We start from the raw sequence: 15,421 nt of genomic DNA, 5'->3' as shown, positions 1-15,421 counted from the left end.
ATGCTTTACAAATAAAGAGTTGCTTAGGTGACTAGGCTACAATCCATTCGCCTCGATTAACACGTTTTTAACTCGAACAAAATTCAACCAGCAAAGATCAACAGGCCCTAGCTATTATCCCATTTGCCTGTATGGCAAAAGGTATAGATTGTTTGAATACATAATGGCTGGAAATGCGATAAAAGTGATATAAAATTATTGTTAACTTATGATAGAATCTGCCGCCATTTTAGCTGGAGCGACAAATTATCGTGTTATGTCGCACAGGCAATTAATATCACACTGGCATGGATGCTATGCTATGAGAGCCTTATATGAAGTTTCCTGGACAACGTAAGTCAAAGCACTATTTTCCTGTAAACAGTCGTGATCCATTATTGGCTCAACTCACTCAACAGCCGCAACCCTTTTCGACTTATATTTGTGGTATCGACCAAACGCTTGTTGATATCGAAGCAAAAGTAGAAGACGAATTACTGGCTCGTTATGGTTTACCAAAAGGTAATTCAACCCTGATTAATGATAAGCAAGCTCATGATTTATATAATGAGCTGAAATCAAATAATATGATCAGTGATGAATTTGCCGGTGGTACTATCGGAAATACGGTACACAACTATTCTATTTTAGCCGACGACCGTTCGGTGTTATTTGGGGTCATGAGCCAAAAAGTAATGGTAGGCAGTTATGCTTACCGCTATTTATGTAATACCTCCTCTAAAGTCGATTTAAACTACTTACAGCCTGTAGACGGACCTATAGGTCGTTGCTTTACACTTATTTCCGATTGCGGAGAGCGTACTTTTGCCATCAGCAAAGGCGCTATGGACAAGCTAACCCCTGAGTATATTAATAAAGACGTGGTTCAAGGAAGTTCTGCACTGGTGTTAACCGCCTATTTGATGAGAGCCAGTGACGGTGATGGCATTACAGATGCAGCTATGACGGCGATTGAATATGCTAAAGCGGCAGACGTGCCTGTTGTACTGACATTAGGTACGCGATTCTTAATTCAGGAAGATCCGACTTGGTGGCAAAATTTTATTCGTGATCATGTGACTATTTTGGCCATGAACGAAGATGAAGGTGAAGCGCTAACCGGGTTTAAAGATCCTTTACTTGCCAGCGAAGCAGCACTTGAATGGTGCGACATGGTATTGACAACGGCTGGCCCAATCGGCCTTTACACCGCCGGTTACGCTGAAGACAGCGCCAAACGTGAAACAAGCCACTTGTTACTGCCTGGTGCTATTCCTGAGTTTAATCGCTATGAGTTTTCACGTCCTATGTTAAAAGCAGACTGTGAAACGCCTATCAAGGTGTATGCCCATATTTCACCTTACATGGGTGGGCCTGAGCTTATACGTAATACTAACGGGGCAGGAGATGGAGCCTTATCGGCTTTACTTCATGATTTGGCCGCTAATACCTTCCACAAAGCCAATGTGCCAGGTTCTAGTAAGCATAAGCGTGATGGCCTATGTTATTCGTCATTTTCACAGGTATGTAAATACGCCAACCGCGTGGCCTATGAAGTATTGGCTCAGCATAGTCCTCGTTTATCTCGAGGTTTACCAGAGCGTGAAGACAGTTTAGAAGAATCTTATTGGGAACGATAACAACCCGTTAAGTAAAAAAAACGATAATGAACCATCATTATCGTTTTTTTTTGCCTGGAATTTAATAGAATAGTCACAGCTCAGGTACAATTACCTGTACCGCATAAAATATCAGCTTTCAAAAATCAGCAATCAGGAGCGTCATGTGAAAGGACAAATCTTAAGAGAGATGCATGTACTTAAGGCTATCGAGCCTGAGTTTGAAGTTCAGCGCCGAGTTGCATTTATTAAAGCAAAACTAAAAGAGTCCCATACCTTTAGTTTAGTGTTGGGCATTAGTGGTGGTGTCGATTCTTCTCTTGCTGGTCGTTTGTGTCAGTTAGCCGTTGATAGCTTAAACAGCGAGCAGAGTGAGTTTTGTTATCAGTTTATTGCTGTGCGTTTACCGTATCAAATTCAAAAAGATGAAGATGAGGCGCAATTAGCATGTCAATTTATTAAACCGTCTAAACAAGTGACGGTAAATATTGCCGATGGTGTGTTAGGTGTCCACCATGCTACTTTGGCTGGTTTAGTCGACGCCAACATTGCCTTACCTGATGAAAGCAAAGTTGATTTTATCAAAGGAAATGTAAAAGCTAGAATGCGGATGGTGGCCCAGTATAATATTGCGGGCATGGTTAACGGTTTGGTTGTCGGAACCGATCACAGTGCAGAAAACATCACAGGTTTTTATACTAAATTTGGTGATGGCGCTTGTGATTTAGCCCCACTATTTGGTTTAAACAAACGCCAAGTACGTAAATTAGCGGCCTTTTTGGGTGCGCCTGAGATACTGGTAAACAAAGCGCCAACGGCAGATTTAGAAGACAATAAACCGCAATTAGAAGATGAAGTGGCTTTAGGTTTAACCTATGACCAAATTGATGACTTTTTAGAAGGCAAAGAAGTGTCGAAGTCGGTTGAAGATAAGCTGGTTGGGATTTACAAACGGACTCAGCATAAGCGTCAACCTATTCCAACCATCTATGATTAATTAGTGAGTGAACCGACCCGACTAAGTGTCTGCTTAGTGAGTTCTATTAGGGCGTTTGAATATTGTCTGTAATCTAAATAGGGCGTCAGTAAACATGTTTGCTGGTGCGTTATTTTATGGTCGCTGTCGATCGCTTTGCCTAGATGAGTGTTAAGCCCCAAACGTTGTTGCGTTTCTTTGCCACACACAATATGCCATTGGCCCGAAGACAGCGTCACTGGAGCGATATTGGCGGTCACAATTTGAATTTGGCAGGTTAATCTGGGGACAGAAGGACGATATGCACCGGTGCTAACAGCGTGTTTGGCATCAAAAAAAAGCTGCTCTCTGACGGTTTTCCACGCGGTGGTATGATTTACACTTATGTCTAAACAGCATATTTTGGCCATAATAGTCACAATTTTACGCCAATGATTACCATTTAAATCAATTAATTGTGAAATAGCATCCGCGTGCGTTGCTTGCCAGTTTTCTGGCAGTTTAGGTGGAGTCGGTAGATAAAAAATAAGCTCTGCTGTGTCTGAACCCATTACCAAGTTGCTGTGCATATTTCTCCTGCGGTTAAGCCTGTTTACATGTTTTTGTTAGTTTAATGCTAAAGTAAGCCAAAATCATCTTGGTGATAAACCTAAATAACCTCAACTCTGGATAAGAGATGTATTGATAACGATATAAATCAATAGATTGACTAAAATCCACTGTCAAGCTTGTGATTTGTTTTGCTAACAAGGCGAATTAACGCGTCAATAGCTAGCCTATTGCAAGTTAATTCAACGCAGTGAGGAAGGCAAAGGACTGCTTGAAAGGCGTTTGTTATCCAGAGCTGAGGTTAATTGGCCAACTGAGTTAGTGAAGTAGCGTAACCTGTTAACGAGCGTAATGTCGTCAGTGTCTCTTTTTAGATGTCGATCGCTTTTGGGGTTGTGACTACAGCAACATAAATGAATGTTTTTGAGTGTAATCATATAAGGTTGAGTATGCGTGCCATTGTTATTGGGTCGACAAAACACCTGTTGTTTGCCGCGTTTTATGGTGCAATAGGTATTGCCGTTGCCATTTTGTTTGTGGCGGTGTGGTTGTTAAATGATAGGCCTGATTTGTCTTTGTGGCATACAACATACTTGAGCAATGACTATCATCAGCAGTCTGGGTTAGCTAATTTTGAGCAATACTTAGCATTAGAAGATAAATTATTTGCTGAAGTTGATCGTAAAATTTACCGAAAATATCAGCCTAAAGTCGCCTCGCCACTTAATCGTTACGAACGTCACAGTTTGTCTGATCCCGCCTTATGGCAACAAAATTGGAATCGCTCTTTTGAGTGGAAAAACCCGCAGGCTGAATTTGGTTTACTCTTGCTTCATGGTATGTCGGATTCGCCATATGTCATCAAACATATTGCCGAACATTATCAGCATCAAGCACATATTATCGGCTTAAGGTTACCTGGTCATGGCACAATACCTTCTGGGCTGACAAACATCACCTGGTCCGATTTAGCGGGTGCGGTGTCTCTTGCTTCAGCACATTTGGCTGACAAGCTACCCGGTAAACCTATTTATGTGGCAGGGTTCTCTACGGGAGCTGCTTTAGCATTAAATCACGAACTGGAAAATATTAGCCTCAATAAGCCGCAACACTTTGCCGGCATGATATTTTTATCTCCAGCTGTTGGCCTTGACCCCATTGCTGCGGGGGCATATTGGCAAGCTAAATTAGGCCGGTTATTAGGGCAAGACAAACTCTACTGGAATAGTATTCAAACTGAATATGATCCATTTAGGTACCAATCTTTTGCGGTCAATGCGGGGGATGTGGTTTATCGTTTAACCCTACGAAACCAAGCGTTATTGTCAAATCTGACGCGTCAACAATATGATAAAATCCCACCAATATTGACCTTTCAATCCGTGGTTGATGACACAGTATCGTCGTTGTCTGTAGTGGAACGTCTCTATCAACATTTGCCAGCATCTAAAGGTCATCAATTGGTGTTATTTGATGTCAATCGCAAACACAGCCTTAATCAATTAATGTTAAACGATCCACTTAATCCCTTTGCGCCTTTTTGGCTAACAACACCATTACCTTATCGTTTAAGTTTACTCGAAAATGATCCACAGCAAGCGGATGTTGTACAAGTGCGTGAACTGGTAAATACAGATCAGTTTGCTGACACACAAACCTTGGCATTAAGCTGGCCACGAGATGTGTATTCATTATCTCATTTGGCGTTGCCTTTTCCGGTTGAGGATACCTTGTATGGCCCATTGGTCAGTGAAGAGAGTGACAAAATACAAATTGGCCGCGGCATATACCAAGGTGAACGAGGGGTGTTAAGTGTGACTGCGGCAGACATGCTGCGCCAAAAATGGAATCCGTTTTACCCGTATATGATGAGCAGAATGGACGAGTTTACTCAACATCGCCCATCAATGTAGGCCGCGTTATTCGTTGATAATATGGATAATGGTTTTATTTCTACCATGTTGTTTTGCTTGGTAGAGGTTATCGTCTGCGATTTTTATCCATTTATCTAATTCATCAGCATATTTTGCACTTGCTGAAATGGCCCCGATACTGACAGTCACATTAAACGATTTTTGGTCCTCAGGAGAGATAATATCGAACACCGCTAAGGCTTCTCTGAAACTATTTAAATGATGTTCTATGTGGAGATCATTTGTGAGTGGCAATATTAATAAAAACTCTTCTCCACCGTAGCGGGCAATAATATCGATGTCTCGTTTAAAGTACTTTTGCAGTAATTGCGCAAAGATACGCAAGCATTCATCACCGGCAAGATGTCCATAGTTATCATTAATGCGTTTAAACAAGTCTAAATCGAGTAATGCGACTGTGATGTTTTGGTCGCTACGAAGGCAAAAATCTAATAAGTCAGTAAATTTACGTTCTGCATAGCGGCGGTTGTACAAACCTGTTAATGGATCTCTATCAACCAATTCTTTAAGTTTACGGTTGGCTTTTTCTAGCTCTTCTGTTCGCTTTGCAACCATGTCTTCTAATTCAATTTGATGATCAATGAGTTGTTGTTTGGTCGCCACTAAGCGTTGGTATAAGCTAAAAACCTCTTTAGGTGAGTTTTCATCAATGCTGGAGGACTTGTTGGAGTCTAGTGATGAAGGGCTAAACTGGCTTGCTACAGCTTCTAGTGGCACCGTCAGTAACGCACTTAGTTTTTTTGAAATATAGAATGTACACACAATAGAAATTAATAACATTAAAAAGCTGTTGAACATTTGCTCTTCAGCTAATTTAAGTAACGGAGAGAATTCTTTTAAAATATACACTGTCCAGCCGTTGTCTAACGTTTGGTGAGCATAGATATATTCAGGCACGATGGAGTTAGGTTTTTCGATATTTAGCAGTTCAAGGCTTGTACGGTAAACCCCATCATTAACCACAAAATCAAATGGTGCTAACGAGCTTAAACCGAGTTTTTCTGAGGCATAAATTATTTGATTTTGTTCATCAACCATCACCACGTATTCATCGCTTGTGTACTCGCCATGTTGATCAATATGTGAAAAATGATTTAAATCCAGTGAGCCTTCAATCACCCCCGCTGTTGTCCTTTTTTGTTCATCGGTATAAAAAGGTGCACTCATTGCAATAATATAATCGTCGCCAAACCCTCTGCCCTGAAATACCGATGACACAAATAATCTGTGGTTGTAAAACGATTCGATAAAGTAATCTCTGTCCTTAATATTTACGCTGTGCGCTTTATTTTGTGACAGTAAACGAGATTGAGGACTGGCAGCAATGATTTGAGCTTGCGGGTTGGCAATCAACATACTAATAAAGCCAGGATAGCTTTTATGCAAATTAGTCAATATAGCTTGCCATTGTAATGGGTCATCAGCGGCAATGGTCAGCTGATTTGCGGCATTGGCAATGACCGTTTTATGGCTAGAAATGTAGTTTTGTGCTGACGTCGCCAGGTGAGAAACCGCGTCATTGATGTTTTGTTTCAACATCGTTTGCTGACGTTCTAAAAAGTAATAATTAAATATAAGTGCCGAAAAAAGTAACGTTAGTGTCACCATCAGGGTAAAAAAGTACGTCAATTGCGAACTTAGCATCCGACGTTGGCGATCTTTAACTTTATCTTTAAAGAACCATAATTTGGGAATTGCTAAAATGAGAAGCGAGGCCAAACTGGTATAAACAAGCCCATTTACCCCTTGTTTTGCAATAATAAAGCCTAGATGAGACGAGGGGATGTCCATAATAAATGTTACATACAGGTACACTAGCGGCACGCCAATCACCAACCAATATATGGCATCAGCATACAAGGCATAAATATCACGACGTCTGGCAAATCCTAAAAAAAGGGCTTCGAGTCCAAAAAATAAATAAACGTGTGGACTGTCCCAGTTAATCATTAAACCGGTTGATGCAAACATTGCCGTTAACAATGCATACCAAGGCCCCATTAACACTGCTGCGATAACGGTGGCTGTGTTGCCTAATACAAATTGTACATTGGCAAAAAACTGGATGGGATAGCAGTTGATTAATAAACCCACTATGCCAAGGATAATTGAAAACAATAAGTGTTGTTTGTTAATCACAGGAAACTTCAAAAATATATCCTTATTGATTTTATTAAAAAAATCTTTGTGCTATTCAATACTTATCTCAAGAAATTCGTCATATTTCAATGTAAATACAAGAATTAATTTTGTGGATTAACCATAAAAACATCTATTACCTATCTGTTATTGCCACATTTTTTGTTCGACCTTGGTCTAACTCCGCTGAATAATAGCGCATGAAAACATCAGGGGATACTTATTAAGTGGCTGAATTATAAGTTCTTTTGTTGTTTGTTGGCCAGATGTTAAAACCAAATACGACTAAGGTCTTGATTGTGGTGTGGTCCTGAGTTGCTAGATTAACTATGACTTTACAAAAACTAGCATAGGGGAGTCGCAATGAGTTTTGAAAATAACGATAAGGCAGCGGGTTACTGGCGTGAGAATTTACGTTTAGTACTTAGTTTGCTTGCAATTTGGGCTGCAGTGTCTTTTGGCTGCGGTATTTTATTAGTTGATATATTAAACGAATTCACCTTTATGGGATTCAAACTGGGGTTTTGGTTTGCGCAGCAGGGTGCAATGTATGTATTCGTGGCGCTGATTTTTGTTTATGTAGCGAAAGCTAATGCATTAGACAAAAAATACAATGTTCAGGAAGACTAAGGGGCACTACGATGGATGTACAAACACTCACTTATTTAATTGTCGGCGCCACTTTTGCGCTGTACATCGGGATCGCCATTTGGTCTCGTGCAGGTTCAACTAAAGAGTTTTATGTTGCTGGTGGCGGTGTTCACCCTGTGATGAACGGCATGGCAACGGCGGCAGACTGGATGTCTGCGGCATCGTTTATTTCACTTGCAGGTATTGTGTCATTTGTTGGGTATGACGGTTCAGTCTATTTAATGGGCTGGACTGGCGGTTATGTATTACTTGCGTTATGTATGGCGCCTTATCTACGTAAGTTTGGTAAGTTTACCGTGCCAGACTTTATTGGTGATCGCTATTATTCGCAAACGGCTCGTACCGTTGCGGTAATCTGCGCCATCTTTATTTGTTTTACTTATATTGCGGGCCAAATGCGTGGTGTCGGCGTGGTGTTCTCTCGCTTCTTAGAGGTCGAAGTCGAAACGGGCGTGTACATTGGTATGGCGGTGGTGTTCTTTTATGCAGTATTAGGTGGCATGAAAGGGATTACCTACACGCAGGTTGCGCAATATTGTGTGTTGATTTTTGCCTTCATGGTGCCTGCAATCTTTATTTCGGTGATGATGACAGGTCATATTTTACCGCAAATTGGTTTTGGAGCTGAACTAATTGATGCTGCGGGTAACGGCACTGGGGTGTACTTACTCGATAAACTTGATGGTTTATCTGCCGAGCTGGGTTTTTCCCAATACACTGAAGGATCTAAAGACATGATTGATGTGTTCTTTATCACTGGTGCATTAATGTTTGGTACAGCAGGTTTACCCCATGTGATTGTACGCTTCTTTACGGTACCTAAAGTGAAAGATGCGCGTGTATCAGCAGGTTGGGCATTAGTATTTATTGCAATTATGTACACTACTATTCCTGCGCTTTCAGCTTTTTCACGCGTAAACATGATTGAGACCATTAACGGTCCTGATTCAACGGGTGTACCTTATGAAACTGCACCATCATGGATAAAAAACTGGGAAAAAACAGGCCTAATTACCTGGGAAGATAAAAATAATGACGGTAACATTTTTTACACTAATGGTGAAAAAAATGAGATGAATATTGACCGTGACATTATCGTTCTCGCCACGCCTGAAATTGCATCGCTTCCAGCTTGGGTTATTGCCCTAGTTGCAGCTGGTGGTTTAGCGGCGGCATTATCGACTTCTGCGGGTTTGTTATTGGTTATCTCAACATCGGTATCGCACGATTTACTCAAGAAAAACTTAATGCCTGATATCTCTGATCAAAAAGAGTTGATGTACGCCCGTATTGCGGCGGCATTAGGTGTGGTAATGGCTGGTTACTTTGGTATTAATCCGCCAGGCTTTGTGGCTGCGGTGGTTGCGATTGCATTTGGTTTAGCGGCGGCATCATTGTTCCCTGCAATTATCATGGGGATCTTCTCTAAAACCATGAATAAAGAAGGTGCCATTGCCGGTATGGTGGTGGGGTTATTGTTTACGGCAAGTTATATTGCTTACTTTAAATTTATTAATCCGGCGGCTAACGTATCTGAAAACTGGTTCTTTGGTATTTCCCCAGAAGGCATTGGTATGATGGGTATGTTTGTTAACTTTGCTGTGGCATTTGCTGTGAGTAAAGTGACCACAAAAATTCCTGATGATGTGGTTGCAATGGTTGAGTCTATTCGTTTCCCGAAAGGGGCTGGCGAAGCACACGATCACTAATAATCACAGGAAATTGAACTAATGTTAAAGAGCGCTTCGGCGCTCTTTTTGTTGGGCTTAAGTCCTATAGCGGCAATATAGCAGCCTTTGATATAGTGTTTTATCGATGTATTCAATATGGAAAAGATATGGATGCAAGTGAGTTACAACCTGTCGAACAGTTTTTAGCGGCACACTCTCCGTTTGATTCATTACCTGCTGAGGTGATTAGTCACTGTGCTAAAAACATCACCGTAGGGTATTACAGTAAAGCCTCTGGTTTTGTCGAGTTTAATAAAGAAAATCCTAAATTGTATATCGTTCGTAGTGGGGCGTTTGAAGTACGCGATCCTGAAGGTGTGTTAGTCGATCGAGTGGCAGAAGGCGAATGCTTTGGGTTTTCTACACTATTGTCGGGTGAGAAAGTCGTTAATAAAGTGGCTATCTTAGAAGATGGCTTAGTTTATCATTTACCCCAGGCTATTTTTGTTCAATTGCGTGCAGAACAACGCAGTTTTGATCAGTTTTTTACTAGGGCGTTTGCTAAACGCTTGCGTAATGAAGGACGATTTAAGGCCAAGGATCTGACAACAACCAGTCGTATCACGGCAATAATGTGTGCAAATCCGATTATTGTGCAAGCGCATGCCAGTGTGATTGATGCTGCTAAAATAATGCGTGAGCATAGAGTCTCATCAGTATTAGTGATTGATAATCATAAGCTCAAGGGTATTTTAACTGATCGAGACTTACGTAACCGTGTGATAGCAGAGGGGTTAGATACCACGACATTAGTGACCCAAGCCATGACGGTCAACCCCATCACAACTCATGCCAATGCCCTAGTATTTGAAACCATGTTAACCATGAGTGAGCATAATATCCATCATTTACCTGTGGTCGATGGTTGCCAAGTGATTGGTATGATAACCAGCACAGATATTTTGCGTGCTCAGCGCTCTCAACCACTCTTTTTAATTGGCGAAATTGGTCGTCAAGCAAACATTGACAGTCTTATTCAAGTCAGTAAACAAATTCCGTTACTGTTGCAAAACTTGATTAGCGCAGATGCAAGAGCAGAAGAGATTGGCCGTGTGTTGACGTCGGTAACTGACGCTTTGACGAGACGTTTAATTGAATTAAACCAGCAAATATTAGGTCAAGCGCCGATGGCATTTTGTTGGCTCGCTTTTGGCTCGCAAGGGCGGCAAGACCAAGTGGCCTGTTCTGATCAAGACAATGGTTTATTACTGGCACACGAACCAGACGAGTTTGCTGCGGCATATTTTGACACCTTAACCAAAGCGGTATGCAAAGGGCTTGATCAATGTGGTTATGTGTATTGCCCTGGCGATATCATGGCGCAAAACCCGAAATGGCGTTTGCCCTTGAATCAATGGAAGGCGTTATTTAAGCGTTGGGTTGTTACACCAGAGCCTAAAGCTTTAATGCATGCCAGTATTTTTTTTGATATGCGCCCAGTGTTTGGCCCAATGAGTTTGTTTAATGAGTTACAAGATGACGTCCTTGCATCAACAAAAGATAACGATATTTTTCTGGCCGGTATGGCAGGTAACTCATTAACCGAATCTCCACCATTAGGATTTTTCAGAAAATTTGTCCTTGAACGCGATGGCAGTGAAGTTAAAGGCATGGATTTAAAACATAAAGGCAGTGCACTGATTAATGATATCGCTCGAGTTTATGCGTTGAGTGCAGGCATTAAAGAAGTGAACACGGCTAAAAGGATCAGAGCCTTGATGGATGCTAATATCATTAATCGTAAAGATGCGCTTAACCTGGCAGATGCGCATGAATTTATTGCTCATATGCGTTTGGCGAATCAAGGTTATCAGGTGACTCATAATTTACCTGTCAATAATTTCTTAAAACCCCATCATTTATCCTCTTTATTACGCCATCAACTGCGCGATGCTTTTAAAGTGGTGCACGATGCACAGGCGGGGATTAAATTGAAGTTTTTAAGGAGTTTTTAGTGGCGAGACTCTGGTGGATAACACTGCTGTTATGGCGCACAAGATTGACTAAGGTTGCTGAGCCGTTACAGCAATACGTCAATGCAATTACCCCAGCATTATCATGTTCATTTAGTGATGCACCATTAATGGCTATCGATCTTGAAATGACAGGGTTGGATCCCACGAGTGATCAAGTCATTAGCATTGGTTTAGTGCCAATAATTAATGGCGAAATTCCCTTAGCCAAAGCACAACATTTGATGATTGCCATTAACGGCAGTGTCGGACAAAGCGCCACCGTTCACGGCATTGTTGATAATCAACTACAGAGTGCATTAACGTTGGCAGAAGCCATGCAATGGTTTTTGTTACAAACCAAAGGCCATATTCTCGTGGCCCATCATGCGCCGTTAGACATTCAGTTTATTCAACAGCAATTGATCCGCTGCTTTGGACACGCTATTCCGCTGGTATTTATCGACACTTTAGCAATTGAAAAAAAACGAAGGTTACAACAACAAGACTTTCTGCAGCAGGGTTCGCTAAGATTAGGCGCCAGTCGAGCCCGTTATCATTTACCCGTTTATTCTGCCCATAATGCCCTTGTTGATGCGCTATCTTGTGCAGAACTGTTGTTAGCACAAGTCGCCGCCATGGGGGATGTTAACAAACTCACGGTAAATACATTAATCGATGTTAGGGGATGAACTGGTAATAGGGAGTGGTGAAAACAAAACCAGTCAATTAAGACTGGTTTTTGCTCTAAATAATTCGTTATTTTGTGGTGTCAGACTTACTTAAAAAATAATCTACAGCGGGTTTTATTAATTGTAATGCGGTTTTGTCACATGCTGGTAAAGCGGCGTCACTGACATTGATTGGGGTGGTACGTTCACCCCATTTTAATAACATGGCAGCTGATGTTAACCCTGCGCCAAACGCACAGGATAAAATGGTTTGACCCGCGACAATTTTACCTTGTGATAGCGCATCACAAATTGCGATAGGAATCGTTGCCGCAGAAGTATTGCCATAATCGGCAATATTCACAAAGGCTTTTTCTTTTGGAATTTTCATTCGGCTGACTAAAGTATCAATAATGCGCTCGTTAGCTTGATGTGGAATAACAAAATCGACATCATCAATAGCCATCCCACATTTTTCGAGTACGGTATGACTTAAATTTCCCATCCCATGAATGGCACGTTTAAAAACATCTTGGCCATTAATGTGGATATAAAAATCAAGCGAGTCAGTATCAAACCGGTCCATTTGCGTACCAAAGTTCGATTGTAAAATATCGCGCCCTTCAGGATCGTTGTTTAACTCATAACCTAATATTCCACCAGGCGTGTCGCTCGCCTCAAGTACAATTGCACCTGCACCATCCCCAAACAATACGGCGGTTTCACGGCGAGACCAATCTAAATAAAAAGATAAGCGCTCAGCACCAATGATAAGAATCTTTTTATTTTGGCCGCTTTTTATCATGGAGCTGGCCAAACCGACGCCATACAAAAAACCACTGCAGGCGGCATTAATATCAAAAGCGCCACATGTTGCACCAATATTGGCCTGTACCGTTGAAGCAATGTTTGGGATTAAGGTGTCAGGGCTGGCTGTGGCTAAAATAATTAAATCCAATTCACTGCCATCAATGCCGGCTGCAGCCAGTGCATGTTTGGCCGCGACAGAGGCCATTTCAGAGGTATTAACATGACTGATATTGCGCTTACTGATCCCTGTACGGGTTTTAATCCATTCATCTGTTGTTTCCATGAATGAGGCTAAATCGTCATTAGTCAGTGTGGCGGTCGGTACTGATTTTCCCCAACCGGTAATGTGTGCATACTGCATAGCAAGTCTCTCAATATGGATTAACAACAAGCTTTGGACACCAATAACATAACGTTAAAACATTTATGTCATTATGGTTTTATTGATGTTATCACTGCTGTTATGATTTAATTTTTTGTTCTACTAACTTAGTAATCGAATCTGCAGCATGCAAAATATGTAGGCGCAGTAACTCGGTTGCTTTTTGGACATCACGGTTTTTACACAGTTCAAGTAAAATTCGGTGTTCGCGCTCAGCGGTAGGTATTCCACCAGTAAACAGTAATTGTAAACGGATATAGCGATCGCAATTAGTGTTTAAGCCATTTACGACTTCGAGAGTATGGGGCCTGTTTGCCGCTTCATACAAACGAGTATGAAACCGGGTGTTTAGTTCACTCCAGCTGGCCACAGATTCTTTAAGTTTAAATGCGAGTTCTAATTGCACCAGCACTGATTCAGCATCAATAATGTCTTGTTCAGTTAAGTTAGGAATAGCTTTCGCCAGTAAATCTGACTCAATCATTGCTCGCAGCTCAAATAATTCAGTAACTTGTTCAACAGACAGTTTTGTTGCTGTAGCGCCTTTATGCGGTTCAAAATTAACTAAACCTTCCGCTTCTAATTGTACTAATGCTTCACGGACTGGAATTCTACTCACATTTAACTGCTCAGCAATGGCTGACTGTCTCAGCGGTTCGCCACCTTCAATGTCACCAGAAAGTATTTGTTCTCTGAGCGCTTCCACAACAAGTTGTGTGCGTGTTTTATGAATAATAGGAGGTATATTGCTCATTTATTTTGTGTTCATCGCGGATCTCTTCGAGCAAGGGTAACGCTTAGCTGCTGCTTTATAAAGTGAAACATATACATAAATGCAGATTAACATCATAAAAACAGACTAAATGGCTAAATGAGTAAAATTTGTGAGTTTGTCTGGCACCAAATCGATGTCAGTGGGATAATCTTAATTGTATTCAGTAAGGGGAGTGATTAGATTGAAGAAGGCTGTATTTTTAGATCGTGATGGTGTGATTAACAAAGACACTGGCTATGTCCATAGCGTTGATGACTTCGAATATATCGAAGGCGTATTTGAAGCATGCTTGGCTCTAAAAGAAATGGGCTACCTTCTAGTTGTCGTCACTAATCAATCTGGTATTGCTCGAGGTATGTACAGCGAAGATGACTTCCATCATTTAACCGAATGGATGGATTGGAACTTTGCCGACAAAGGTATTGAGCTTGATGGGATCTATTATTGCCCACATCATCCTGAAAAAGGTCTTGGAGAATACAAACAAGATTGCAATTGTCGCAAACCTAAACCGGGTATGCTGATTGATGCCGCTAAGTTTTTAAAAATAGATTTAACGAATTCGGTCATGGTGGGTGATAAAGCCGATGACATGCTTGCCGCTAAAGCTGCAGGTATCAATTTAACGATTTTAGTAAGAAGCGGTAAAGTGGTGGATGAAGCGGGCATAAAAGAGGCATCATTTGTTGTTGATAGCATCAAAGATGTGCCAGCAACAATCAAAAAAGCGTAAAAAATCACAAATGGTTTGAGCACGTTAAGTAAGATTGATTGCTAAAACAGCGTTATGATTAAAAACTGGTCACTCAAACGGTAAAAGCATAAAAAACACTAAGCAGGGGTTGCACAAAATAATTAGCCCCCTATAATGCGCACCACTGACACGGAACACAGCATCAAACGCGAGTTACCAAGTCCGCTCTTTAACAATTTATCAAGTAATCTGTGTGGACATTCACAGGTATTGAGTTATTCGAAATTGTCTTCTTGTTCTTCGGAATGTAGGCAATCAAAAAATTTAACTCAATGATGAGAATGTTCATAGTTATATGACACTACAGCAATGTAGTGAATAATTCGTAAGCTCTTTGAGCGAAGCGAATTATGACAGTAGAATTGATTGAGCCGTTCGACGTAGTCGAACAACAAAACTTTAATTGAAGAGTTTGATCATGGCTCAGATTGAACGCTGGCGGCAGGCCTAACACATGCAAGTCGAGCGGCAGCACAAGGGAGTTTACTCCTGAGGTGGCG

General features: G+C 41.2%; 12 protein-coding genes and 1 rRNA gene. 9 read left to right on the top strand and 4 right to left on the bottom strand.

Features of this window, described 5'->3' with window-relative positions:
- The first annotated feature begins 314 nt into the window (after positions 1-314).
- Together L2703_RS18575 and nadE are read left to right on the top strand one after the other, a co-directional pair.
- Positions 315-1,619: an inosine/guanosine kinase gene (locus L2703_RS18575; protein ID WP_248972515.1), complete on the top strand. Its 1,305-nt coding sequence runs from the start codon at positions 315-317 to the stop codon at positions 1,617-1,619.
- 145 nt (positions 1,620-1,764) lie between these two features.
- Positions 1,765-2,595 (top strand): NAD(+) synthase, encoded by an 831-nt coding sequence (nadE, locus tag L2703_RS18570; RefSeq protein ID WP_248972514.1) that lies wholly within the window; start codon positions 1,765-1,767, stop codon positions 2,593-2,595.
- On the opposite strand, the gene L2703_RS18565 is transcribed toward nadE, so the two are convergent.
- Positions 2,592-3,143 carry a DUF6942 family protein gene (locus L2703_RS18565; RefSeq protein ID WP_248972513.1) on the bottom strand — a complete coding sequence of 184 codons (552 nt, stop codon included), beginning with the start codon at positions 3,141-3,143 and terminating at the stop codon, positions 2,592-2,594. The genes nadE and L2703_RS18565 overlap by 4 nt on opposite strands.
- A 429-nt stretch (positions 3,144-3,572) precedes the next feature.
- Here L2703_RS18565 and L2703_RS18560 point away from each other — a divergent pair, with 429 nt between their 5' ends.
- Positions 3,573-5,036, top strand: coding sequence for an alpha/beta hydrolase (locus L2703_RS18560; protein WP_248972512.1), 1,464 nt, complete (start codon positions 3,573-3,575; stop codon positions 5,034-5,036).
- A 6-nt stretch (positions 5,037-5,042) separates the two neighbouring features.
- Here the strand turns inward: L2703_RS18560 and L2703_RS18555 are convergent, their stop codons facing one another.
- Complete coding sequence (locus tag L2703_RS18555) at positions 5,043-7,208, bottom strand: diguanylate cyclase (RefSeq protein ID WP_248972511.1); 2,166 nt, start codon at positions 7,206-7,208, stop codon at positions 5,043-5,045.
- A 351-nt stretch (positions 7,209-7,559) separates the two neighbouring features.
- Between L2703_RS18555 and L2703_RS18550 the strand changes: the two genes are divergently transcribed.
- From L2703_RS18550 to L2703_RS18535, 4 genes are all read left to right on the top strand, one after another.
- Positions 7,560-7,826: a DUF4212 domain-containing protein gene (locus L2703_RS18550; protein ID WP_248972510.1), complete on the top strand. Its 267-nt coding sequence runs from the start codon at positions 7,560-7,562 to the stop codon at positions 7,824-7,826.
- Positions 7,827-7,837: 11 nt separating this feature from the next.
- Complete coding sequence (locus L2703_RS18545) at positions 7,838-9,556, top strand: sodium:solute symporter family protein (protein ID WP_248972509.1); 1,719 nt, start codon at positions 7,838-7,840, stop codon at positions 9,554-9,556.
- Between the two features lie 128 nt (positions 9,557-9,684).
- Positions 9,685-11,532: a DUF294 nucleotidyltransferase-like domain-containing protein gene (locus L2703_RS18540; RefSeq protein WP_248972508.1), complete on the top strand. Its 1,848-nt coding sequence runs from the start codon at positions 9,685-9,687 to the stop codon at positions 11,530-11,532.
- A complete protein-coding gene (locus L2703_RS18535) occupies positions 11,532-12,221 on the top strand; it encodes an exonuclease domain-containing protein (protein WP_248972507.1) in 690 nt (229 codons plus the stop codon). The genes L2703_RS18540 and L2703_RS18535 overlap by 1 nt, the downstream gene beginning before the upstream one ends.
- A 67-nt stretch (positions 12,222-12,288) precedes the next feature.
- On the opposite strand, the gene L2703_RS18530 is transcribed toward L2703_RS18535, so the two are convergent.
- Positions 12,289-13,371 carry a ketoacyl-ACP synthase III gene (locus L2703_RS18530; RefSeq protein ID WP_248972506.1) on the bottom strand — a complete coding sequence of 361 codons (1,083 nt, stop codon included), beginning with the start codon at positions 13,369-13,371 and terminating at the stop codon, positions 12,289-12,291.
- 100 nt (positions 13,372-13,471) lie between these two features.
- Entirely contained in the window at positions 13,472-14,146 is a 675-nt protein-coding gene (locus tag L2703_RS18525) for a GntR family transcriptional regulator (protein ID WP_248972505.1), read from the bottom strand.
- 202 nt (positions 14,147-14,348) lie between these two features.
- Between L2703_RS18525 and gmhB the strand changes: the two genes are divergently transcribed.
- On the top strand, positions 14,349-14,900 hold the full coding sequence (gene gmhB, locus L2703_RS18520) for a D-glycero-beta-D-manno-heptose 1,7-bisphosphate 7-phosphatase (RefSeq protein ID WP_283107961.1): 552 nt from the start codon (positions 14,349-14,351) through the stop codon (positions 14,898-14,900).
- Between the two features lie 421 nt (positions 14,901-15,321).
- Positions 15,322-15,421, top strand: a 16S ribosomal RNA gene (locus tag L2703_RS18515); the annotation flags it as partial.

The sequence above is a fragment of the Shewanella basaltis genome, from assembly GCF_023283885.1.
Lineage (GTDB): Bacteria > Pseudomonadota > Gammaproteobacteria > Enterobacterales > Shewanellaceae > Shewanella > Shewanella basaltis.
Note: the sequence above shows the minus strand (reverse complement) of the source record. Positions and strands in the feature narration are given on the sequence as shown.